The sequence below is a fragment of the Actinomadura hibisca NBRC 15177 genome, from assembly GCF_001552635.1.
Classification (GTDB): domain Bacteria; phylum Actinomycetota; class Actinomycetes; order Streptosporangiales; family Streptosporangiaceae; genus Spirillospora; species Spirillospora hibisca.
Window position 1 is genome coordinate 50696 of the sequence record NZ_BCRO01000053.1, and the last position, 22064, is coordinate 72759.

At 70.0% G+C, this 22064-nt stretch carries 24 protein-coding genes; 20 read left to right on the top strand and 4 right to left on the bottom strand.

Going from position 1 to position 22064, the window contains the following annotated elements:
* Positions 1-25: 25 nt before the first annotated feature.
* The 6 genes from AH6_RS25085 to AH6_RS44040 all read left to right on the top strand — a co-directional run bounded on the left by AH6_RS25085 (position 26) and on the right by AH6_RS44040 (position 5229).
* Positions 26-763, top strand: a complete 738-nt coding sequence (locus tag AH6_RS25085) for an ATP-binding cassette domain-containing protein (RefSeq protein ID WP_067484107.1) — start codon at positions 26-28, stop codon at positions 761-763.
* 1 nt (position 764) lies between these two features.
* Complete coding sequence (locus AH6_RS25090; RefSeq protein ID WP_067484109.1) at positions 765-2024, top strand: DUF7224 domain-containing protein; 1260 nt, start codon at positions 765-767, stop codon at positions 2022-2024.
* Complete coding sequence (locus AH6_RS25095; protein ID WP_157431696.1) at positions 2021-2617, top strand: hypothetical protein; 597 nt, start codon at positions 2021-2023, stop codon at positions 2615-2617. The genes AH6_RS25090 and AH6_RS25095 overlap by 4 nt, the downstream gene beginning before the upstream one ends.
* Positions 2618-2753: 136 nt before the next feature.
* Positions 2754-3452, top strand: a complete 699-nt coding sequence (locus AH6_RS25100) for an AfsR/SARP family transcriptional regulator (protein ID WP_157431697.1) — start codon at positions 2754-2756, stop codon at positions 3450-3452.
* Between the two features lie 74 nt (positions 3453-3526).
* Complete coding sequence (locus tag AH6_RS25105; protein WP_245679462.1) at positions 3527-4030, top strand: RNA polymerase sigma factor; 504 nt, start codon at positions 3527-3529, stop codon at positions 4028-4030.
* Complete coding sequence (locus AH6_RS44040; protein WP_157431698.1) at positions 4027-5229, top strand: hypothetical protein; 1203 nt, start codon at positions 4027-4029, stop codon at positions 5227-5229. The genes AH6_RS25105 and AH6_RS44040 overlap by 4 nt, the downstream gene beginning before the upstream one ends.
* A 68-nt stretch (positions 5230-5297) precedes the next feature.
* Here the strand turns inward: AH6_RS44040 and AH6_RS25110 are convergent, their stop codons facing one another.
* The 4 genes from AH6_RS25110 to AH6_RS25125 form a co-directional block, all read right to left on the bottom strand.
* Entirely contained in the window at positions 5298-5714 is a 417-nt protein-coding gene (locus AH6_RS25110; RefSeq protein WP_067484114.1) for a hypothetical protein, read from the bottom strand.
* A gap of 110 nt (positions 5715-5824) precedes the next feature.
* Positions 5825-6268 carry a hypothetical protein gene (locus tag AH6_RS25115; RefSeq protein ID WP_067484116.1) on the bottom strand — a complete coding sequence of 148 codons (444 nt, stop codon included), beginning with the start codon at positions 6266-6268 and terminating at the stop codon, positions 5825-5827.
* Between the two features lie 241 nt (positions 6269-6509).
* Positions 6510-8498: a sensor histidine kinase gene (locus tag AH6_RS25120; RefSeq protein WP_067484118.1), complete on the bottom strand. Its 1989-nt coding sequence runs from the start codon at positions 8496-8498 to the stop codon at positions 6510-6512.
* 86 nt (positions 8499-8584) lie between these two features.
* Positions 8585-9097 (bottom strand): hypothetical protein, encoded by a 513-nt coding sequence (locus tag AH6_RS25125; RefSeq protein WP_157431699.1) that lies wholly within the window; start codon positions 9095-9097, stop codon positions 8585-8587.
* A 95-nt stretch (positions 9098-9192) separates the two neighbouring features.
* Between AH6_RS25125 and AH6_RS25130 the strand changes: the two genes are divergently transcribed.
* The 14 genes from AH6_RS25130 to AH6_RS25195 all read left to right on the top strand — a co-directional run bounded on the left by AH6_RS25130 (position 9193) and on the right by AH6_RS25195 (position 21997).
* Complete coding sequence (locus AH6_RS25130) at positions 9193-10203, top strand: DUF2207 domain-containing protein (protein ID WP_067484122.1); 1011 nt, start codon at positions 9193-9195, stop codon at positions 10201-10203.
* Between the two features lie 123 nt (positions 10204-10326).
* Complete coding sequence (locus AH6_RS25135; protein WP_067484124.1) at positions 10327-11511, top strand: glycosyltransferase family 4 protein; 1185 nt, start codon at positions 10327-10329, stop codon at positions 11509-11511.
* Between the two features lie 286 nt (positions 11512-11797).
* Complete coding sequence (locus AH6_RS25140) at positions 11798-12316, top strand: Cg1360 family ATP-synthase-associated protein (protein ID WP_067484129.1); 519 nt, start codon at positions 11798-11800, stop codon at positions 12314-12316.
* 81 nt (positions 12317-12397) lie between these two features.
* Complete coding sequence (locus tag AH6_RS25145) at positions 12398-12628, top strand: AtpZ/AtpI family protein (RefSeq protein WP_067484174.1); 231 nt, start codon at positions 12398-12400, stop codon at positions 12626-12628.
* A gap of 115 nt (positions 12629-12743) precedes the next feature.
* Complete coding sequence (gene atpB, locus AH6_RS25150; RefSeq protein WP_067484130.1) at positions 12744-13553, top strand: F0F1 ATP synthase subunit A; 810 nt, start codon at positions 12744-12746, stop codon at positions 13551-13553.
* A gap of 77 nt (positions 13554-13630) precedes the next feature.
* Positions 13631-13870, top strand: coding sequence for an ATP synthase F0 subunit C (gene atpE / locus AH6_RS25155; protein ID WP_067484132.1), 240 nt, complete (start codon positions 13631-13633; stop codon positions 13868-13870).
* Positions 13871-13909: 39 nt separating this feature from the next.
* Positions 13910-14473 carry a F0F1 ATP synthase subunit B gene (locus AH6_RS25160; RefSeq protein WP_083983431.1) on the top strand — a complete coding sequence of 188 codons (564 nt, stop codon included), beginning with the start codon at positions 13910-13912 and terminating at the stop codon, positions 14471-14473.
* A complete protein-coding gene (locus AH6_RS25165) occupies positions 14470-15288 on the top strand; it encodes a F0F1 ATP synthase subunit delta (RefSeq protein ID WP_067484134.1) in 819 nt (272 codons plus the stop codon). Before AH6_RS25160 ends, AH6_RS25165 begins: the two co-directional genes overlap by 4 nt.
* Before the next feature lie 43 nt (positions 15289-15331).
* Positions 15332-16972, top strand: coding sequence for a F0F1 ATP synthase subunit alpha (gene atpA, locus AH6_RS25170; protein WP_067484135.1), 1641 nt, complete (start codon positions 15332-15334; stop codon positions 16970-16972).
* Positions 16973-16978: 6 nt separating this feature from the next.
* The gene (locus tag AH6_RS25175; RefSeq protein ID WP_067484137.1) at positions 16979-17881 is read left to right on the top strand and encodes a F0F1 ATP synthase subunit gamma; all 903 of its coding nucleotides are present in this window, start codon (positions 16979-16981) and stop codon (positions 17879-17881) included.
* A gap of 2 nt (positions 17882-17883) precedes the next feature.
* Positions 17884-19314, top strand: coding sequence for a F0F1 ATP synthase subunit beta (gene atpD / locus AH6_RS25180; RefSeq protein ID WP_067484138.1), 1431 nt, complete (start codon positions 17884-17886; stop codon positions 19312-19314).
* Between the two features lie 76 nt (positions 19315-19390).
* Positions 19391-19777, top strand: a complete 387-nt coding sequence (locus AH6_RS25185) for a F0F1 ATP synthase subunit epsilon (RefSeq protein WP_067484156.1) — start codon at positions 19391-19393, stop codon at positions 19775-19777.
* A gap of 74 nt (positions 19778-19851) precedes the next feature.
* Complete coding sequence (locus tag AH6_RS25190; protein WP_083983432.1) at positions 19852-20319, top strand: DUF2550 domain-containing protein; 468 nt, start codon at positions 19852-19854, stop codon at positions 20317-20319.
* A 181-nt stretch (positions 20320-20500) separates the two neighbouring features.
* Positions 20501-21997 (top strand): M28 family metallopeptidase, encoded by a 1497-nt coding sequence (locus AH6_RS25195; RefSeq protein WP_067484158.1) that lies wholly within the window; start codon positions 20501-20503, stop codon positions 21995-21997.
* Positions 21998-22064 lie beyond the last annotated feature (67 nt).

Genomic DNA, 22064 nt, shown 5'->3' on the forward strand with positions numbered 1-22064 from the left:
CGTCGCGAACGAGAAGGCGAACATCATGCCGATTTCCTTCCACGGCTGCACCTTCGGCTACCGGCGCAGTGCGCCGGTCTTCGTGGACTTCACGTTGAACCTTCCCGAGGGGCGCACCGTGCTGCTCGGTCCCAACGGTGCGGGCAAGTCCACACTTCTCGGACTCGGCGCCTCCCTGCTGCGGCCGGCCGGGGGCAGGGTGGGTTACGCCGGCCTGGACCCCGCTCGCCGCCGGGACCGGGCCGAGTTCCGGCGACGGGTGGGTTGGATGCCGCAGCAGGTACGGCCCATGCCGGGGCTGACCGTGCGTGAACAGGTGAGCTACAGCGGCTGGCTCAAGGGAATGTCGCGCAGGGAGGCGTGGCGCCGGTCGCCCGAAGCCTTGGCGGCGGTGAATCTGGACGCGCTGGCAGATCGCCGTTGTTCGCAGTTGTCCGGGGGCCAACTGCGACGCGTCGGACTTGCCTCGGTACTGGTCCACGATGCTGAAGTGATCCTGCTGGACGAGCCGACGGCGGGACTGGATCCGCAGCAGCGTGAGACCTTCCGAAAGATCGTCACCCGGATCGGGGCACAACGGCACGTGATCGTGTCCACTCACCAGACCGAGGACCTGACCGCGCTGTACCGGTCCGTCGTGGTGCTGGACGAGGCCTGTGTCCGTTTCGTGGGCGCGACCGAGGATTTTGCGGCCTCAGGGGGCCCGTTCGGACCGTCCCAGGTGGAACGTGCCTACGCGCGGCTCGTCGCGAGTGAGGTCTGAGATGCCGATCCATCGTCTGCTGCGCTCGTCGGCGGCCGTTTACCTGTTCCCCTTGGTCGCCCTGTACCTGGCGGTGACGCTCCAGGACGCTCAACAGTTCCTCCAGGACAATTGGCGCGCCGGAAGTGTGCTCGCCTCCTCCGCCGCACTGAGCGCCTTCGCTCCGGCCGGAGCCGCCCTCGGTGCCTGGGAGGCGTGGCGACTGCGTCGCGCCGGCGTGCACCCCGGCGTCGCGGTCCGCTCACCGCTCACCGTCATGGCAGGGGCGTTGCTGCCCATTCTGGCCTTCGCGCTGCTGGGGACGGCGGCCGCCTATGCCGTGGTCGCCTCACAGTTGGGAGGGCTTCCCGGCGGCCCGGACCCGCTGGTGATCGCTGTAGGGGTGCTCGTCACCATCGCATGGACGACGGCGGGATTTGTGGTGGGACGCTGGGCGCATCCAGCGATCGGCGTCCCGGTCATGATGGTGGGCACCTGGCTGTGGTTGTCCTATCCCGCGGCCATGGAGCCGTTGTGGCTGCGCCATCTCACCGGTTACAACGAGGGCGCGTGTTGCGAAACCGGCGCGGTGCTCGACGGCCGGGCGATCGTCGCGCAGGCGATCATTGCCGGCGCCCTGACGACGGCCTCTGCGGGGGCATGGTGCCTGCACACGGTTCGGACGATTTGCTGGACGCCGTTGGCGGCCCTACCCGTCGCGGCCGTGATCACGGGGGTTCTCCTGGTCCAGGGGCTGGGCCCCACCGCCCAGCGGCCTCGGACGTCGGGCCTGGCATGCCGCTCTCATCAGGGTGTGGAGGTGTGCGTGTGGAACGAGCGCCGCGCCCAACTCGACCGAGCCGCCCGGATCGTGGTCCCGGCTGCACGCGTGCTGACCCGGACCGGGCTGCCCATGCCCGAGAAGATCACTGAGGGAACGGCGGACGGCCGGACCTCCTGGCGGTTCATCGCCGCTCCGCGGGCCGATGAGACCGAGATGCGGATGTCGCTGGCGAGCGGTTTCCTGCCCAGCCACGATCTTGACTGTTCAAAGCGCTCCGACTGGCGGGGAGAGGAAGCCTACGCCCCCGTGGGAGCATGGCTCGTACTGGGCATGGGGTTGGGCGCCGCGCGGGCGTCCGAACAGGTCGGGTCGCAGGCCGTCGAAGTCGCCGAACGGGTCCGCACCGAGTCTCGCGACCGGCAACTGGCCTGGTTCCGGCACAATCTCAAGGCCCTCGCCCACTGTGACGTCCAGCCCTGGGGGGTTACGGCCTCATGATCTGGTGGATGCGCGTGAACCGCGTCATATCCACGGCGGCCGGACTCGCAGTGATGCTGGCCTTGGTCGCGGTCGCCGGCGGCAGCCGGATCCCGGCTCCCAACCTGCTTCAGGGAGTGCTGATCGGCACCCCGCTGGCGACGGTTCTCCCGCTGCTGGTCGTGGGGGTGTTCGCCCACGGCTTGGCGAGCGGGGCGCATGAGCAGGCGGCGGTGGCGGTCCGGGACGTCGTGCGTTACCGGCTGATCTACTCGTTGGCGATATGCGGGATCACTGCAGTCGCCGGTCTGGCCCTCACCCTGACGGGTGTCCAGCCGCTGGGAGTGGCCGCCGCCCGGAACGTGGCCGGTTACATGGGGCTGGCTCTCGTCGGCGGGGCCTTGGTGGGACGGCACGCCGCCATCGCGCTGCCGACCGGATACCTGTTCCTGGTCATCATGACCGGTTCCCCGCCCGGTGGGGAACCTCCGCTTTATATGTGGCCGCTTGCTTCGTCCGGTGACGTGGGCGCCATCGTGCTCGCCGGGTTCTGCTTCGGAGCGGGCGTGCTTTTGATGGTGCGCCGGAGAAAGGATCCGCAGCGTCAATTGTGACTCAGCTCATACTGGAACGGAGCAGCAGAAGTGGTGGCCCGCGCATCAACGGTGCGTGCATGGTGATCGAGATGTGTTGAGGCGCGGGGCGGAGTTCCCCGCGGTCGAAGGCGGGCACGGCTGCCGGTTGTCCCTCATGCCGGTGGTCCGGTTGTCGATGGACGGCGCTGAAGCCAGGTTGCCGCACGGGTTGTCGTCACTGGTCGTCGCAGTGGCATTGGAGAAAGGAGGAATCGGCCGACGGATGCTGCAAGGCCGTGTCTGGCCCGATCTGGAACCAGAAGCCGCCGCCAAGAGGCTGCGGCAGTTATTGTGGCGGGTTCGCACGGCGACCGCCGGTCGGCTGCTCGACGTCTCCATGGAACAGGTGCGGCTGGCCGACCATGTCGAGGTGGACCTGTACGACGCGGAGCGCTTCGCCCGGCGAGCGATGGAACACGGTAGTGCTCCGCCCGCCGAACATGCCGTGCTGGGCAGGGAACTGCTGGCCGATTGGCAGGACGGTACGGTGCTCGATGCGCAGGAACGCTGGAACCGGCTGAGACTGATGGCCCTGGAGCGGCTCGCGGAGGAAAGCCTGCGTGCCGGTGCGGTGCTCGACGCCATCGAATTCGCCGGCATGGCGACCATGGTGGACGAGTTCGACGAGATCCCACGCCGGATCATGGTCTCGGCGTACTCGCTACGTGGTGATCATGCGGGGGCGCGGCGCGTATACGACGCGTACCGGAGACTACTCAGAACGGAACTCGGATTGGAACCGAGTCCGGAGTTCAAAGAGTTACTGAGCCGGAACGGGGACATGAGTCTGAAGCCGGCCGCGCCGGCCATATGATCCATTCTCGTGCCCACCTCTGCTCCGTCACTCGTTTGTCGTCGCGCTGCGGCGCCGAGCGGGCGGTGTCAAGGGTGACCGAGCCGATCACATCGTCAGAGCTCATCACTTTGTACCGGGAGCAGCAAGCAGGTCTCATCCGGATGGCCGTCCTGCTGGTGGGGGACGAGGCCACGGCCGAGGACGTGGTGCAGGACGTTTTCCTGCGGATGCAGGGCAAGCCGCCCTGTCTTGATGATGCCGGCAAGCTGCTCGCATATGTGCGGACGGCCGTGTTGAACGGCTGCCGCATGGCGCTGCGCAGGCGTAAGCGATTGTGGGGGCGGATCGAGCCGCACGAGCCGCCGGTCTGGTCGGCGGAGTCTGCCGTGCTTCTCAGCGAGGACCGTCGAGAGGTCATGCGCGGGTTGCAGCGACTGCCCCGGCGCCAGCGTGAAGCGCTCGTGCTGCGCTACTACCTTGAGTTGAGCGACGAAGAGGTCTCCCGGGTCATGGGGATCAGGCCGGGTACCGTGCGTTCCACGATGACGCGGGCGCTGACGGCGTTGGCTTCCGAGTTGGGAGAGGGGGTTCGGTGAACGAGCTTGAAAAGCGCCTGCATGATGCTCTGGCGGGAACGGCCGCGACGGTCGACGAGGATGTGGAACGGCCCTTTCCCGAGCGCCCTCCGCGCCGTGAGCGGCATCGTTCTTTTCTGGTTCCGCTGGCTGCGGCATTCTCGGTGCTGTTGGTTCTCGGAGCTATGGTGCAAATGCTGGGTCCGATCGGCGGCGGAAAGCCGGATCCGCAGCAGAGGTCTGGAATTCCGAATTTCGTCCTCGCGGCGGTTCCCGCGTCAAAGGAACGGCCGTCGCGCTTGGAGGTTCGTGAGACGGCCAACGGGAGACTGGTCGGGGCACACGATATATTCGACCGCCGCTGGCAGTTCACCCAGGTGGCAGGTCGAAAGAACAGCCGTTCTTTTTTGGTGCTGGCGGAGAAGGACGACGGAGGATGCGCGGCGAAAGTCTTCCGGATCGCTGTTTCCGAGTCGGGGGATATGGGGGCGCCCGCTCAGGTCACCCTTGCGGTTCCACGTAATCACATGATCAGCGAGTTGGCGCTATCCTTCGATGGCGCGCAACTGGCTTACACCACCGAGCAGTGCGATGATACGGCAGTCGAGGGAGCGGAAACGGCGGCCTTCCTCAATGTACTCACTCTGTCCACGGGGAGTGCGCGGAAGTGGCAGGTGCGCAAGGGGGCGCTTCTCGGAGGCTTGGCCTGGTTGCCGGATGGGCGGCGGCTTCTCTATATCAGTAGCGGTGAGGTGAAGGCGTCGCTGCGGTTGCTGGACACTGCCGGAGCCCGTGCGTCTGATCTTTATGCGGCTAGCCGTAACGTTCGCGAACTGGCATCAGAGGACAGTGTAAGTAGTCTTGCGGTGACGCCTGAAGGCGCGAGCGCCTATCTTCTCGTCGCAACTCTCAAAGGGGCCACTGGCATGTCGTTCGAGCAAGGGGCGGGGAGCAGAGGTCAGGGTCACACAGAATTGTCGCCTCCGGGAAGTGCGACGGGGGGAGACTCGGGAGGTTTGCGTATCGACAGGATCGATTTGATGACCGGCGCATGGCGGCGGTCGGTGTTCGCGGTGAACGGCAACGATCTGGGACGAGGCTTGGCGGTGGACGCCAGTGGTAAATATCTGCTGACTTTTACCTCTGTGTATGACTTGCGGCGCTCTGGAGAAGTCGCTGTGAAAATGAAGTTCCCTGCCGCGCATGACTTGGACTGGTGAGGAGCGGCTCAGTATGAGCGAGTCACGAAGCGGTCGAAGTCTGGAGCGGTCGAAAAGCCCAGTAGGGCTCAGTGGACGCGCTTCCAGCCTGCGCACTTGGTGGTGCGGGCCCGGTTCGGCTTCACTCCGCATTCGCGCGCGTAGAGGTGCTCGGTGTAGTCCGAGCTGAAGAACTTCCCGTACTCCTTGCTGTAGGGCAGGTCCGCAGGGACGCCCTTGTTGAGGAAGAAGTACACCTTGCTCGTATGCGTTCGGCCCCGCTCGGTCGCACGGAATTGCACGGCGGCCGCCCAGCCGTTCTTCTTGTGGTCCTTGAGCCATCCGCTCACGGTCACCTTCGTCGAGGTCCGCGTATAGGTGCCGTTCGCCTTCACGGCCTTGTAGCCCGTCGTGGACCACGTGCGCGGCGCGGCCTCGGCGGCCGTGGTGCCGAGGGCGGTCAGGAACAGGGCGGTCGCGAGCGTCACCGTTGCCGTTCGCCGCATGGGGAGCCTCCTGGGTCGCGGGGACACGGGTGAAGCTAGCAGGGGTCGGGCAAGACTAGGGCCCTGCCGGTGACACCGGCAGGGCCCTAGGTCAGCGCGGGGGAGAAGGCTCAGAAGAGCTTCTTCCACGGACCCGCCACCATGCTGTTGCGGTTGCTCTCGCGCACACCCACCTCACGCACGTACAGGTGGCCGGAGTAGCCGGAGGTGTACTTGCCGCGGTACACCTTGTGGAACTTGAAGTCCGCGGGACGGTTGTTGCGCCGGTCCACGAAGTAGAAGACCGCGGAGGTCTTGTACTTCTTGTAGTCCTGGGTGGCGGTGCGGATCTGCACGGCCGGGGACCAGCCGTTGTTGCCGGAGTCGGACAGGTAGACGCTGACCGCCAGACCCGAGCTGCTGCGGGTGTACTTGCCCGACGCCTCCAGCGAGCCCCAGCCGTCCTTGGTGACCCAGGAACGGGTGGTGGAAGCGTCGGCGGCGGTGGCCGCGACGGCGGTCAGGCACGACATGGCCAGGCCGGTGGAGACGGCCAGGGTGGCGATACGCCGCATGTATCCCTCCAGGGGGTTGATCGACCGGGTTGGGTCGTAAACCTAGCAGCGTGATCTTGCGAAGTTTTGTGCATTTGTTCGACTGGGGCCGGGGGCGGCCAGGTGGCTGAACCTTTCTGTGCCCGCCACCGTCCAAGTGTCCGGCGATGCTTTCCAGCGTGCCGGGCGGGTCCCACACCATCAGGGGTTTCGGAAGTGGGTCCGAAAAGTTCCGAAATCGTTGTGCTATAGATCACACTTGTCAGCGGTCGCGCATCGCGTCCAGCAGCGCCCGCATGTCCACCAGGGCGGCCCGCGCGTGCTCGGCCACCTCGGTCAGCGCGGTGTCCGCGTTCCCGGCCTCGCCGTCGAGGCCCGCCTCGGCGGTGCGCACCAGCCGGGCGGTGTGCTCCAGCACCGTGCCGCGCAGCCCGATCGCCACCCGGTGCCGCTCGGCCATCACCGCCGCGCCGGTCCGGGCCGCCATCGTCTCCAGCGCGCTGGCCTCCCAGCGGCGGCGGCCGCGCGCCACCGTCCTGCCCCACGCCCAGAACGGCAGCAGCAGCAACGTCCCGAACGCCAGGCCGGCGCCCATCCCGAACAGGATGATCCCGCGGACGCCGGAACCGTCCCGCTGAGGCTCGGTCAGCAGCAGCACCGTGAACTCCACGCCCCACGGGACCGCCGCCAGCAGCGGCGCGGGCCAGGTCGCCGTCCCGCGCGGCGAGTAGCAGGCCACCGCGTACACCGCGAACATCCCGGCGGGGCACCCGAGGACCAGCAGGCTGATCAGCTCCGGCATCGCCGGCCCGGCCGCCAGCGCCGCCGCGCAGTCGACCACCACCAGCACGGCCAGCACGCGGTAGGGCGCGCGCCGTCGCCACCACAGCGGTGCCACGCGCGCCGCCAGGGCCAGCGACAGCAGCACCGCGCCGCCGAGCGACCAGTCCTTCAGCACCGAGTCGGCGGGCACGAACGCCAGCAGCGACGGCAGGACCGCGCAGACCGCCACCACGACCCCGTCGACGACCTCCTGCCAGCCCATCCCGCGCCGCGCCCCGGCGGGCGCGGTCGGCAGCACCGCCGCCACCTCCCAGCCGCCGTCGGGCGCGGGCCCCGCGGTCAGGGTGCCGCGCAGCGCCTCGGCCCGCTCCCGCATCCCGGTGATGCCGCGCCCGCCGCCCAGCGACGGCACGGGCGCGTCCTCCGCCGGAACCCGGTTCACCACCGACACCCGCACCGCGCCCGACGCGTAGCAGACCTCCACCGCCACCGCCGCGCCCGGCGCGTACCGCATGGCGTTGGTCAGCGACTCCTGGACGATCCGGTACGCCGCCGTCACCACCTGCGGGCGCACCCGGCGGGCCCGGCCCTCGAACGCCAGCGACACCGGCACGCCCAGCCGCGTCAGGCCCTGGCACAGCGGCGGCAGCAGCGCGTCCAGGCCCCCGTCGTCGCCCTCGGGGCCGACCACGTCCACCAGCCGGGTCAACGCGGTCAGCACGTCGCGGCCGGTGTCGGCGGCGGCCGACAGCGCCTGGCGGCTCAGATCGGGGTCGCCGACGCGGGCGGCCGCGCCGCTGTGCACCACCACGGCGCTCAGGTGGTGCCCGGCCACGTCGTGCAGGTCGCGGGCCAGCCGCTCGCGCTCGGCCTCGGCGGCGGCGCGCCGCTCCCGCTCGGCGGCGGCGAGCTGGGCGGCCAGCTCGCGGCGGCGCGCCTTGTGCTGGCGGCGCAGCTGCCCCAGCGCGATGATCACTAGGTAGAAGAAGAAGTCGAAGACCTCGCTCAGGAACACGTCGGCGAGGTCCTCGCGGGCGGGCAGGTAGGCCAGGAACGCCGCCGCCCAGACCAGCAGGCCCCCGGTCACCGCCGCGCGGCGGCCGCGGTGCACCGCCAGCGAGTACAGCGCGATGGCGTCGGCGACGCCGCCGACCAGGGTGTCGGTGCGGCCGATCAGCAGCAGCCCGGCGGAGCCGATCAGCACGGTGGCGACCAGCACCGGCACCGGCGCGCGCCGCCGCCAGATCAGCGCGGCGCACGCGGCCAGCGCGCAGACGGTGAGCACCGCCCACTTCCAGCCCGCCATCGTGGGCGTGGTCTCGTGCGTGCGCACCAGCAGCGGGGACAGGCCGAGCTGGGCGGCGGCGGTGACGGCGGGGACGGCGAAGTCGGCGACGCTCGGCCATGGGCCCGCGCCGCCGCCCGGCGGGTCCGGCGGGGCGTCCGCCGTCCCGTTGGTCCTGTCCACGCCTCGACCTTAGGGCCGGTCAGGTGGGCCTGCGGCCCGACTCCGGGCCGTCCCGCCTCCGCCGGAAGGCGGAGCGGGCGGTGGGGTCAGCCGTCGTCGGGCAGGCAGGGGGTGCGGCCGTCCAGCGTCATGGCCGGCGTGCGGCCGCCGCCGCGCAGCCGGACGGTGAAGGTCACCTCCGGCACCTCCCGCGTCACCGTGAAGGTCCGGTTCCGCTTGCGGCCGCGCGGCGGCGCGGTCAGCCGGTAGCCGCGCTCGCCGACCAGGTCCAGCGTCAGCGCGGTGGCGCGGTCCACCGACGCGGCGGGCGACACGCCCGGTTGCAGCGGCAGCTCCGCGCGCAGCGTGCGGCGCGCCCGCCCGTCGGCGCACGGGTCGGTGCGGTCGGCCAGCGTGCGCGGGCGGCCGCCGAGCTGGCGGGCGCTGCCGTTCAGCACCACGCCCGCGTCGGTGCGCAGCCGGTCGGCGGCCTCCGACAGGGCGGGGCCGCGCGCGCAGCCGGCGGCGGTGGGGGCGAGCAGCACCGCCGCGAGGGCGAGCGCGGGCTTTCCGGGCGGTGTGGGGAACCGCACGATCGGGGACGGCGAGACAAGGGGCACGGCGCGTAGCCTAAACGGAGAGCGACCGAGAATTACACACAGTAATCGCTTTGTTACGCCGGAGTATCGGCGGTAACGGTGGAACCATGCCTGTCGTGCGCGGCCGATTCCGGAGAACGGCGACCGCCCTGGGTGTCCTGCTGGCGACCGCCGTGCTCGTGCTGCCCGCGTCCGCCTCCGCCGCCGCCGAGGGGCCCCCGGCCGCGCCCCGGGAGCTGCTGGGAGATTCCGCTCCCACCTTCGACGTGGTCCTGACCCTGGGCACCGACGGCGTGGTGCGCGTCCGCGAGACCATCAGCTACGACTTCACGCGCCCCGGCGAGCAGGGCATCGTGCGGCGCGTCGCCTACCGGCACGGCCGCCGCCTCTACGACGTGCACGGCGTGCGCACCAGCTCCTCCACCGGCGCGCCCGCCCGCGCGCAGACCGTCCGGCTGCTGCACGACGTGCGGATCAGCGTCGGCGAGGGGGAGCGGCGGGCCGGCGGCCGCCAGGCGTACGTGATCGAGTACGAGGTGGCGGGCGCGTTCACCCCGCGCGCCGGCCACGTCGAGCTGGTCTGGGACGCGGTCGGCGACTCCTGGCCCGTGCCGATCGGCGAGGCGGCGGTGCGCGTCGAGGCCCCGGTGCCGCTGCGCCGCGTCGGCTGCCGCGCGGGCCGTCCCCCGGCCACCACCAAGTGCCTGCGCGACCGCGACGGCCCCTACGCCGTCGGCTTCACCCAGAGCGGCCTGCGCCCGCGCGAGGGCATGACGGTCAAGGTCAGGCTGCCCGAGGGGACGATCGCGGTGCCGCCGCCCCGCTACTCCGCGCCGCGCTGGCAGGGCACCTGGCCGGGCGCGCTGGTCCTGCTGCTGGCGCTCGGCGCGGCGGCGTCGCTGGCCCGGGGCCCGCTGCCGGACCGGCGCGTCGCGGCGTTCCTGGGCGCGGCCGGGGCCACACTGATGATCGCCGACGCCGCCGCCGAGATCGCGGCCGGCGACCCGTGGGGCCTGTCGCTCGGCGACCCCTTCGTGGCGGGGCTCGCGCTGGCGGTGGCCGGGGCGGCGGCGGCCGTCGTGCGGAGGACTCGTACAACGGAACACGCAACGGACATCCGGCGGTAGGAATAGAGTGGCCGGGCGCGGCCCGGACGAAGTCGATCCGAACGGATCTCCGTCCGCGGCCGTCTACTCGGTTATGGGGCCGCCCCGCTGGGGGCGGCGGTCGGGGAAAGGGAGGCACGGGGCGTGCGGGAGTACCTGCTCACGGCGTTGGTCGCCGCCCTCGTCGCCTACCTGCTCACCCCGGCGGTGCGGAAGTTCGCGGTCTGGTTCGGCGCGCAGGCGGTGCCCCGCGACCGCGACGTGCACGTCATCCCGACGCCCCGGCTCGGCGGCCTGGCGATGTTCGGCGGCATGGTGGCCGCGCTGGTGGTGGCCACCGGGCTGCCGTCGATGCGGCAGGTGCTGGCCTCCGGCGACGTCAACGTCGGCCGGGCGCTGCTGCTGTCGGGCGGGCTGATCGTGCTGGTCGGCATCGCCGACGACCGCTGGGGCGTGGACCCGCTCACCAAGTTCGCCGGGCAGGTCGCCGCGGCCGGGATCTTCATCATGCAGGGCATCCAGCTCTACGTGATCCCGCTGCCCAACGGCGAGCCGCTGTCGCTGCCGCCCTCCTACGGCGTGCCGCTGACGGTGTTCGTGGTGGTCGCCACCATCAACGCGGTCAACTTCATCGACGGCCTGGACGGCCTGGCCGCCGGCGTCGTCGGCATCGCCGCGCTCGCCCTGTTCAGCTACGCCTACCTGCTGTCGATGGCCAACGGCCTGACCACCCTGAGCGGCCCGACGCTGACGGCCGCGGTGCTGGTCGGGATGTGCGCGGGCTTCCTGCCGCACAACTTCAACCCGGCCCGCATCTTCATGGGCGACACCGGCTCGATGCTGATCGGGCTGCTGCTCAGCTCCTCCACGATCATGCTGACCGGCACCTTCGACCCGGCCCTGCTGGACGCCTACAAGCTGTTCCCGTTCTGGGTGCCGCTGCTGCTGGTCCCGGCGGTGGCCGCGGTGCCGTTCATCGACATGCTGCTGGCGGTGTGGCGGCGCACCAACCAGGGCATGTCGCCGTTCGCGCCGGACAAGATGCACCTGCACCACCGGCTGCTGGAGCTCGGCCACTCCACCCGCCGCGCCGTCATGATCATGTACTTCTGGGTCGCGCTGCTGGCGATGGGCCTGGTCGGCATGTCGGTGGCGGGCTCGGCCTGGCTGGTCGGCGGCCTGGCGCTGGCGGTGGCGCTGGTCGGCGTCACGCTGATGATCGCGCTGCCCCGGATGGCCGCGCGCCGCGCCGCCCGCCATCCCGCGGTGCCGCACGCCGACCCCTCGGCCGAGCCGCCGGGCGGGCCGCGCGCCCACGAGACGGTGTGATCCCGCCCGCACGGTCGGTGATCATCTGCGTCGCCACCTGCGGCTCCATCCCCGTGCCCGCCGGGCCTGCGGGCTCCGGGCCCGCTCCGCGCGGCGCGGGCCGTTCCCGCCGAACAGGTGCTTGACCTGGGCTACAGTCCGTGGTGCGAGTCGTGGGACAGGTGCGCGACGAGGGTCCGGCACAGGGTTCATCCGTTACATCAAGGGTAATTGCGGACGTTCCGGACGCTTGTGATACCTTTCACGAACAAGAGACGAACACTGAACGTGACCAGCCGGAGCCCACATGCATTCTTCCGACGCCCGGATCCTCCGCGGCGCCGCGCTCCCCGCTGGTCTCGCCGGCATCGCCGCCGTTCTGGTCGGCCTGCTGCTGGGCGGGACCAAGGGCGCGCTGGGTGCCGCGCTCGGCACGATCGTCGTGCTCGCGTTCTTCAGCATCAGCGTCGTGGCGGTGAGCTACGCCTCCAAGATCTCACCGCAGATGATGTTCGCCGCCGCCGTGTTCAGCTACATCACCAAGCTGCTGGTGATGTTCGTCCTGATCGCGGCCCTGGACAGCGTCACCATCTGGAACTCCACGGCGTTCGCCTACACGGTCATCGCGCTCACCCTGGTGTGGATCGGCGCGGAGATCCGTGTCTCCCTCACGACCAAGGCGCTCTACGTCGACCCCGAGCCGTCGGTGAAGCCGACCGCTCCGAAGGCCGACGAGGACGCCGACCGCACCGCCGACAACGCCGCCGAGCGCGCCGCGGGTGACACCGCCGCGTCCGGCGAGCGCACCGCCGACCGGAGCCCGTGATGTCACCGTGGGCGGTACCGGCGGCAATGGACTACTCCAATATGACCATCAGGGGGGTGGCCTGCTATGGTCCGTCCTGCGATGAGCGAGGAGGGGCACCGGCCCGATCCGGGGTCCGACGAGTCGGACCACCGAGGCTTCGCCAACGCCGCCTGGTCCATCCCGAGCTACATCCTGAGCGGGATGGCCGTCTACGGCGGTCTAGGCTGGCTGTTGGATCGCTGGCTGGGCACCTCGGCGCTGTTCCCCATCGGAGTCCTGGTGGGCCTTGCTCTAGCGCTCTACCTGGTCTACCACCGCTACGGCCGCTGAAAACCCGGCCCGCGGCGCTGACCAGCGCCGACTTCGCAACGCCCCTGCTGCCCACGGGCACGCACCCGAAGTACCACCGACTGACCTGCAGAGTCACTGACGAAGGGACTGCCGCGTGAGCGCGCTGCACCTCCTCGCCTCTGGGAGCGGAGATGAGTTCGAGGCCCCGGGCCTGCACATCTTCGACTGGGGGCCGATTTTCAAGGACGGCCCGGCGTGGCTCGAGTGGTTCACCAAGCCGACCCTGATCGTCATCCTCGCGGCGCTGGTCGTCATCGTCTTCTCCTGGCGCGCCTTCGGCAACCCCAAGCTGGTGCCGAAGGGCGTGCAGAACGTCGGTGAGGTCGCCTACCTGCTGGTGCGCGACCAGGTGGCCCGCCCGATGCTGGGCAAGGACGGCGACCGCTGGATGCCGTTCCTGTTCTCCACGTTCTTCTTCGTGCTGTTCATGAACCTGGCCGGCGTCGTGCCGGTGCTCCAGCTCCCGGCCACCTCGCACATCGCGATCCCGATCGTGCTGGCGCTGGCGGTCTACCTGATGATGTTGTTCCTCGGCATCAAGAACCAGGGGCTGGTCGGGTACTTCAAGAACATCATGTTCCCGCCGGGGCTGCCCAAGGCGCTGTACCTCATCCTGGCGCCGATCGAGCTGCTGTCCACGATTATCCTGCGGCCGTTCACGCACGCCATCCGGCTGTTCGCCAACATGTTCGCCGGCCACCTGCTGATCGCGTTCTTCGCGACCGTGGCCTGGTGGTTCCTCGCCGAGAAGCTCACTCCGCTGGGTGCGGGTGTCGGCCTCGTCGGCTTCCTCATGACCATCGTCATGACCGCCTTTGAGATCTTCGTGCAGAGCCTGCAGGCGTTCATCTTCACGCTGCTGGCCGCCTCCTACATCAACAGCTCTCTGCACGCTGACCACTGATACAGACCAACACACCCGCAAACGCAAGCCTCCGGTGGGCAGACCCCCCACCGGTCGAGTGAAAAGGAAAGAGCACCATGCTCGCTGCGTCCACTAACGTCCTCGCCGAAGTCTCGGGCAACCTCGGCTCCGTCGCGTACGGTCTGGCCGCCATCGGCCCGGGCATCGGCGTGGGCATCATCTTCGGCCAGGGTGTGCAGGCCATCGCCCGCCAGCCGGAGCTGACCAACGTCATCCGCCAGAACATGCTGCTGGGCTTCGCCCTCACCGAGGCGCTGGCCCTCATCGGTTTCGTCGTGCCGTTCGTGCACAAGTAAACCGCCCCTGCTTACGTCTGACAGGAAGGCGGAAACCTCATGATGAACCTGTTGGCCGCCACGGTGGCCCAGGGTGAGGAGTACAGCCCGCTGGCCCCCGAGCCCGCGGAACTGGTCGTCGGCTCGCTCGCCTTCGCGATCGTGCTCATCCTGGTCGGCTGGAAGCTCGTCCCGGCGATCCGCAAGACGCTGGAAGAGCGCACCGAGGCGATCGAGGGCGGCCTGGACAAGGCCAACAAGCGGCAGGCCGAGGCCGAGGCCGTCTACAAGGAGTACCGGGCCAAGCTCCAGGAGGCCCAGCGCGAGGCCGGCCGGCTTCGCGAGGAGGCCCGCGAGCAGGGCGCTGCCATCATCGCCGAGATGAAGGAGCAGGCCCAGGTCGAGGCGCGGCGCATCACCGAGGCCGCGCAGGCGCAGATCGAGGCCGAGCGGCAGCAGGCCATGCAGTCGTTGCGCGCGGAGATCGGCGCCATGTCGGTCGACCTCGCCGGCCGCGTCGTGGGCGAGTCCCTGGAGGACTCGGCCCGGCAGAGCCGCGTGGTGGACCGGTTCCTCGAAGAACTTGAGGGCCGGGCCCGTACGCAGGAGCAGATCACCTCATGACCATCACGGGAGCGGTGAGCAGGGCCTCGCTGGCCGAGGCCAAGGAGCGGCTCGAGGCGGTCATCCCCTCGGCCGACCTGGCCGCGCTGGGGAGCGACCTGTTCTCGGTGCTGCACCTGATCGACCACGAGCACGGCCTGCGGCGGGCGATCTCCGACCCGTCGCGGGACGGCGCCGACAAGGCCCAGCTCGTCACGGCCCTGCTCGACGGCAAGGTCTCACCGGCCGCTCTCGGGCTGGTCGCCGACGTGGTCCGGCTGCGCTGGTCCAAGCCGTCGGAGCTGTCGGACGGGCTGGAGGTCCTGGCGGTCAACGCCGAGTCCGCCCGCGCCGAGGCCGACGGCCGCCTGGACGAGCTGGAGGACGAGCTGTTCCGGTTCTCCCGCGTCGTCGACGGCGACCCCGCCCTGCGGGGCGCGCTGGCCGGGCCGGCGCTGCCGAACGACCGCAAGCTGGGCGTGGTGACCACCCTCCTGGAGGGCAAGGTCACCCCGTCCGCGCTGACGCTGGTCACCGAACTGGTGCTCCACCCGCGAGGACGTAGCCTGGAAGGCGGGCTGGCCGAGTACGGCCGCCTCGTCGCCCAGCGCCGGCAGCGCCTGGTGGCGCTGGTGCGGACCCCGGTCGAGCTGACCGAGGCCCAGCGCACGCGGCTCGCCGCGGTGCTGGCCACGGCCTACGGCCACGAAGTACACCTGAACATCGAGCTCGACCCCAGCGCGATCGGCGGCCTGTCGATCCAGATCGGGGACGAGATCATCGACGGCACGATCGCCGGACGGCTGGACGAGGTCCGCCGGCGGCTCGCGAGCTGACGAAGCTAGCTGAGCTGACCCCTAAGGGAGCAAGAGAGGAATCATGGCGGAGCTGACGATCCGTCCGGATGAGATCCGGACCGCGCTGGAGCGCTTCGTCCAGTCGTACGAGCCTGAGGCCGCCGCGCGCGAAGAGGTCGGCACCGTTGTCGATTCCGGCGACGGTATCGCCCACGTCGAGGGCCTGCCCTCCGCGATGGCCAACGAACTCCTGGAGTTCGAGGACGGCACCCGTGGCCTGGCTCTGAACCTGGACGTGCGCGAGATCGGCGCCGTTGTCCTGGGTGACTTCAGCAAGATCGAGGAGGGTCAGAAGGTCCGCCGGACCGGCGAGGTCCTCTCGGTCCCGGTCGGCGATGGCTTCCTCGGCCGCGTCGTGGACTCGCTGGGCAACCCGCTGGACGGCAAGGGCGCGATCGAGTCCACCGAGCGCCGCGCGCTGGAGTTGCAGGCCCCGACCGTCGTGCAGCGGCAGTCGGTCAAGGAGCCGCTGCAGACCGGCATCAAGGCCATCGACGCGATGACGCCGATCGGCCGCGGCCAGCGCCAGCTGATCATCGGTGACCGGCAGACCGGCAAGACCACGGTCGCGGTCGACACGATCATCAACCAGAAGGAAGCCTGGGAGTCGGGCGACGAGAGCAAGCAGGTCCGCTGCATCTACGTCGCCATCGGCCAGAAGGGCTCCACGATCGCCAACATCCGGCGGTCGCTGGAAGAGGCCGGCGCGCTGGAGTACACCACGATCGTGGCCGCCCCGGCCTCCGAGCCGGCCGGCTACAAGTACATCGCCCCCTACACCGGGTCCGCGATCGGCCAGCACTGGATGTACCAGGGCAAGCACGTCCTGATCGTGTTCGACGACCTGTCCAAGCAGGCCGACGCCTACCGCGCGGTGTCGCTGCTGCTGCGCCGCCCGCCGGGCCGCGAGGCCTACCCGGGCGACGTGTTCTACCTGCACTCGCGCCTGCTGGAGCGCTGCGCGAAGTTGTCGGACGACCTGGGCGGCGGCTCGATGACCGGCCTGCCGATCATCGAGACCAAGGGCAACGACGTCTCGGCGTTCATCCCGACCAACGTCATCTCGATCACCGACGGCCAGTGCTTCCTGGAGACCGACCTGTTCAACCAGGGCGTCCGCCCTGCGATCAACGTCGGCATCTCGGTCTCGCGCGTCGGCGGCTCGGCCCAGATCAAGGCCATGCGCAAGGTCTCGGGCACCCTCCGCCTCGCCCTGTCGCAGTTCCGCGACCTGGAGGCCTTCGCGGCCTTCGCCTCCGACCTGGACGCCGCCTCGCGCGCCCAGCTCGACCGCGGCGCCCGCCTGGTGGAGCTGCTCAAGCAGCCCCAGGGCTCGCCGTTCCCGGTCGAGAAGGAGGTCGTCTCGGTGTGGGCGGGCACCTCCGGTGAGCTGGACGACGTCCCGGTCGCCGACATCCGCCGCTTCGAGCTCGACTTCCTGGACCACCTGGAGCGCAACCACTCCGGCGTGCTCACCGGCATCCGCGAGACCGGCCAGCTGTCCGACGACGGTTTCACCACCCTGAAGGACGCCATCACGGAGTTCAAGAAGGGCTTCGAGACCGGCGAGGGCAAGATGCTGGGCGCCGACGAGGACGTCGAGCCGATCTCCGACGAGGCCGTGGAGCAGGAGACGATCACGCGCCAGGTCAAGAAGGGCTGATCGGCCATGGCCCAGCTACGGCAACTGCGGCAGCGGATCAGGTCGGTCAGCTCGACCGCCAAGATCACGCGTGCCCAGGAGATGATCGCGACCTCGCGCATCGTCAAGGCCCAGCAGGCGGTGGCGGCCTCCAAGCCGTACGCCGACCAGATCACCCAGGCGCTGACCGCGCTGGTCAGCCACCACGTGGGCATCGACCACCCGCTGCTGAACGAGCAGCCGGAGGACAAGCGCACGGCGGTGCTGATCGTCACCAGTGACCGGGGCTTCTGCGGCGGCTACAACGCCAACGTCATCCGCGAGGCCGAGTCCCTGATCAAGGCGCTGCGCGAGCAGGGCCGCGAGCCGATCCCGTACGTCATCGGCAACAAGGGCCTCACCTGGTACCGCTTCCGGGACCGGGAGATGGCCGAGTCGTGGACGGGCTTCAGCGACCGGCCGACCTTCGCCAGCGCGGAGCAGATCGGGCGGCGGCTGGCCGCGGACTTCCTCAAGACCGACGCCGAGGGCGGGGTCGGGGAGATCCACGTGGTCTACACCGAGTTCATCTCGATGTTGTCCCAGGAGGTGCAGGTCCGGCGGCTGATGCCGCTGGAGGTCACCGAGCGGGAGGCCGAGGCGAACGCCGCGGTGCTGCCGTCCTACGACTTCGAGCCCTCGGCCGAGGCCGCACTGGACCTGCTGCTGCCCAACTACATCGAGAGCCGCATCTTCCACATGCTGCTCCAGTCGGCGGCCTCCGAGCACGCCGCGCGGCGCCGCGCCATGAAGTCGGCGACCGACAATGCCAACGAACTGATCGGTGTCTACACGCGCCAGATGAACCAGGTGCGGCAGGCAGCGATCACCCAGGAAATCAGCGAGATCGTCGGTGGCGCTGACGCGCTCGCCGATTCTGGCGGGGAGTGAGAATGACTGCTCAGGTAGAGACGGCGACGGCCACCGGGCGCGTCGCCCGGATCATCGGCCCGGTCGTCGACGTGGAGTTCCCCGCCGACGCCATCCCGGAGATCTACAACGCGCTCAACGTCGATGTGTCCATGGGCGGCGAGACCAAGACGCTGACCATGGAGGTCGCCCAGCACCTCGGCGACAACATGATCCGCGCGATCTCCATGCAGCCGACCGACGGCATGGTGCGCGGCGCGGCGGTGTTCGACAGCGGCAAGCCGATCTCGGTGCCGGTGGGCGACATCACCAAGGGCCACGTGTGGAACGCCCTCGGCGAGGCGCTGGACGTCCCGACCGCGTCGCTGGAGATCAACGAGCGCTGGGGCATCCACCGCAGCGCCCCGGCGTTCGACCAGCTGGAGTCGCGCACCGAGATGCTGGAGACCGGCATCAAGGTGATCGACCTGCTGTCCCCCTACGTCAAGGGCGGCAAGATCGGTCTGTTCGGCGGCGCGGGCGTGGGCAAGACGGTCCTCATCCAGGAGATGATCCGTCGCGTCGCCCGCAACTTCGGCGGCACCTCGGTGTTCGCCGGCGTCGGCGAGCGCACCCGTGAGGGCAACGACCTCTGGGTGGAGATGGACGAGGCGGACGTCCTGAAGGACACCGCCCTGGTCTTCGGCCAGATGGACGAGCCGCCGGGCACCCGCCTGCGGGTCGCCCTGTCCGGCCTGACCATGGCGGAGTACTTCCGCGACGTGCAGGGCCAGGACGTGATGTTGTTCATCGACAACATCTTCCGGTTCACCCAGGCCGGCTCCGAGGTCTCCACGCTGCTCGGCCGCATGCCGTCCGCGGTGGGCTACCAGCCCACCCTGGCCGACGAGATGGGCGTGCTCCAGGAGCGCATCACCTCGACCCGGGGCCACTCGATCACCTCGATGCAGGCGATCTACGTCCCGGCGGACGACATCACCGACCCGGCGCCGCACACCACCTTCGCGCACCTCGACGCGCGGACCGTGCTCTCGCGGGCCATCTCCGAGAAGGGGATCTTCCCGGCGGTGGACCCGCTGGACTCCTCCTCCCGGATCATGGACCCGCAGATCCTGGGCCGCGAGCACTACGAGGTGGCCCAGGAGGTGCGACGCATCCTGCAGAAGTACAAGGAGCTGCAGGACATCATCGCGATCCTCGGTATCGACGAGCTGTCCGAAGAGGACAAGGTCACCGTGAACCGGGCTCGCCGCATCGAGCGCTTCCTGTCGCACCCGATGTACGTGGCCGAGCAGTTCACCGGCCAGCCCGGCGTCACCGTGCCCAAGGACGAGACGGTCGCCTCGTTCAAGGCGCTCACCGAGGGCAAGTACGACCACATCCCCGAGCAGGCGTTCTTCATGTGCGGCGGCATCGAGGATGTCGAGAAGAAGGCCAAGGAGCTGGAGAAGTAGTCCGCTCCGGCAGGGCCGGGCCGGGCGCGCCCGGCCCGGCCCTGCCGGTCCGCTCCAGTATTCGGAGGAATGACACGTGGCAACCCTGAAGGTCGGGCTGGTCTCACCCGAGCGTGAGGTCTGGTCCGGCGAGGCCAAGATGGTGGTCGCGCAGACCATCGAGGGCCAGCTCGGCATCATGCCGGGCCACGCCCCGGTGCTGGGCGTGCTGCTGGACGGCAGCGTGGTGAAGATCGAGCCCGCCGACGGCGGCGAGTGGATCACCGCGGCGGTCGGCAGCGGCTTCTTCTCGATCGCCGACGACGAGGTGTCGGTGCTGGCCGAGCAGGCCGAGCTGGGTTCGGAGGTCGTCGTGTCCGACGCCCGCCAGGACCTGGACGAGGCCCTCAAGGCCGGCGACGCCGACTCCACCGCCGAGCGGCGGGCGCGGGCGCGCCTGCGCGCGGCGGGCGCCGAGGCGTAAGGCTTTTCGCAGGACGCGGCACCGCCGGTGCCGCGGTGGGTACGGGCTCCACGGGCGGGAAACGGCGGGGGGACTTGGGCGGGACACTGGCACTGGACGCGGGCGCGGTGCTCGCTGCCGTCGTCCTGCTGGTCGCGGTCCTGTTCGTCGCCATGTCGGCGCGCCGCCGGCTGCTGGTGCGCGGCGGTGGTGCCGTGGAGTGCAGCCTGCGGGTGCTGCCCGAGGGGGCGGCGCCCGGCCCGTGGCGGCTCGGCATCGGCCGCTACAAGGGCGACGTGCTCCAGTGGCATCGAGTGTTCGGTTTTCGCGGCAGGCCCCGGCAGGTGATCCACCGCCGGGGCCTCGTCGTGTCCAAGCGCCGCGAGCCCGAGCCCGGCGAGGCCGACGGCCTGCTGCCCGAGGTGACGATCGTCGAGGTCCGCGACGGCGACGCGGTGCTGGAGCTGGCGATGGGGGCGGCGGCGCTGACCGGCTTCCTGTCATGGCTGGAGGCGGCCCCGCCGGGTTTCCCGGTGGACCTGCCCTACAGCGACCAGGACTGAGGCCGGGACCGGCCAGCACGACGGGCGGTCACGGCGGGGAACGCGCCGTAGGCTGACCGGGCCGCCTGGTTTCCCTCTTGATCAGGTCTCGAAAAGGTCTCGGGCGAGTCGCGGGTCTTGTGAGCGGCCCGACCTCGGGTTTTGATCATGACATCCTGTCCGACCCCCCACAGGAGTGCATGTGCGCAAGCTCGCCATCGGAGCGGCCGCCGCGCTGGCCGCCAGCCTGCTGTCGGTCCCCTCGGCCGACGCCGCCCCCGACCTGGCCTCGCTGGTCACGGTCAAGGACGTCCGCAAGCACCTGGAGAACCTCCAGACGATCGCCACCTACAACGGGGGCAACCGGGCCTCGTCGAAGCCCGGGTACGACATCTCGGTGAAGTACGTGGTGAGCCAGCTGAAGAAGGCCGGCTACACGCCCGTCGTGCAGCCGTTCTCCTACCAGGAGGTCGTGGAGCGGACGCCCACCGTCCTGGCGCAGACCGCGCCGGGCCAGGCCACCTACGAGCTGGGCTCGGACTACACGCTGTCGAGCCAGACCGGCAACGGCGACGTCACCGCCGGGGTGACGGCGGTGGACGTGCCCGCCGAGGGCCAGGTCGGCGACGCCGGCTGCGAGGCGGCCGACTTCGCGGGCTTCACGGCCGGGAACATCGCGCTGATCCAGCGCGGCACCTGCCCGTTCGAGCAGAAGGTCGCCAACGCCGAGACCGCCGGAGCGTCGGCCGTCCTGCTCTACAACCGCCCCGACGAGGCGGGCCTGCTGAACCCGCTGCTGGAGACCCCGCGGCAGATCCCGGTCGCGTTCGCGACCCGCGAGCTGGGCCAGGCGCTGGCGAAGCTGGCGCAGGCGGGCGGCCTGAAGATCCGCGTCCGCACCGACCTGGTCGAGGTCACCAAGAACACCTCCAACGTGATCGCGGAGACCAAGTGGGGCCGCGACGACAACGTGGTGGTCGTCGGAGCGCACCTGGACAGCGTGCCCGAGGGTCCGGGCATCAACGACAACGGCTCGGGCTCGGCGACGACCCTGGCCGTCGCGCAGCAGATCCACAAGCTGGGCAAGGCCCAGGTGAAGAACAAGGTGCGCTTCGCGTGGTGGGGCGGCGAGGAGGACGGCCTGCGCGGCTCGACCCACTACGTCGAGACCCTGCCGGACGCCGACAAGGCCAAGATCGCGCTGAACCTGAACTTCGACATGCTGGGCTCGCCGAACGGCACGCGCGGCATCTACGACGGCGACTTCTCGACCGGTGAAGGCGCCGAGGGCCCGGCGGGCTCGGGCGCGATCGAGAAGGTCTTCACGGACTACTACGCCAAGCGGAAGCTGCCGACGGTGGAGACGGAGTTCAGTGGTCGCAGCGACTACGGGCCGTTCATCGCGGCGGGCATCCCGGCGGGCGGCCTGTTCTCGGGCGCGGAGCAGCTGAAGACGGCCCAGGAGGCGAAGCTGTTCGGCGGCACGGCGGGCAAGCCGTACGACCCGTGCTACCACCAGGCGTGCGACACGATCAAGAACATCGACTGGAAGCTGCTGGACACGCACGCGGACGGCGTGGCGTACACGACGCAGTTCTTCGCGAAGAGCACGCTGGTGGTCAATGGCGAGGCGCGGAAGGCGCGGAGCCTGCGGGGTCCGGTGCTGGACTACCGGGGTCACGACCGCGCGGTGCGGTGACCTGGATGACCTAGAGGTCCTGAGGTGAGGAAGGCCGCGTCCCGGAGGGGGCGCGGCCTTTCCCTCT

Excerpts from the sequence above, each read along its gene's own strand:
- AH6_RS25085 (WP_067484107.1), top strand. The coding sequence starts at position 26 with ATGCCGATTTCCTTCCACGGCTGCACCTTCGGCTACCGGCGCAGTGCG.
- AH6_RS25090 (WP_067484109.1), top strand. The coding sequence starts at position 765 with ATGCCGATCCATCGTCTGCTGCGCTCGTCGGCGGCCGTTTACCTGTTC.
- AH6_RS25095 (WP_157431696.1), top strand. The coding sequence starts at position 2,021 with ATGATCTGGTGGATGCGCGTGAACCGCGTCATATCCACGGCGGCCGGA.
- AH6_RS25100 (WP_157431697.1), top strand. The coding sequence starts at position 2,754 with ATGCCGGTGGTCCGGTTGTCGATGGACGGCGCTGAAGCCAGGTTGCCG.
- AH6_RS25110 (WP_067484114.1), bottom strand. The coding sequence starts at position 5,714 with ATGCGGCGAACGGCAACGGTGACGCTCGCGACCGCCCTGTTCCTGACC.
- AH6_RS25115 (WP_067484116.1), bottom strand. The coding sequence starts at position 6,268 with ATGCGGCGTATCGCCACCCTGGCCGTCTCCACCGGCCTGGCCATGTCG.
- AH6_RS25140 (WP_067484129.1), top strand. The coding sequence starts at position 11,798 with ATGCATTCTTCCGACGCCCGGATCCTCCGCGGCGCCGCGCTCCCCGCT.
- AH6_RS25145 (WP_067484174.1), top strand. The coding sequence starts at position 12,398 with ATGAGCGAGGAGGGGCACCGGCCCGATCCGGGGTCCGACGAGTCGGAC.
- atpE (WP_067484132.1), top strand. The coding sequence starts at position 13,631 with ATGCTCGCTGCGTCCACTAACGTCCTCGCCGAAGTCTCGGGCAACCTC.
- AH6_RS25160 (WP_083983431.1), top strand. The coding sequence starts at position 13,910 with ATGATGAACCTGTTGGCCGCCACGGTGGCCCAGGGTGAGGAGTACAGC.
- AH6_RS25165 (WP_067484134.1), top strand. The coding sequence starts at position 14,470 with ATGACCATCACGGGAGCGGTGAGCAGGGCCTCGCTGGCCGAGGCCAAG.
- atpA (WP_067484135.1), top strand. The coding sequence starts at position 15,332 with ATGGCGGAGCTGACGATCCGTCCGGATGAGATCCGGACCGCGCTGGAG.
- AH6_RS25175 (WP_067484137.1), top strand. The coding sequence starts at position 16,979 with ATGGCCCAGCTACGGCAACTGCGGCAGCGGATCAGGTCGGTCAGCTCG.
- atpD (WP_067484138.1), top strand. The coding sequence starts at position 17,884 with ATGACTGCTCAGGTAGAGACGGCGACGGCCACCGGGCGCGTCGCCCGG.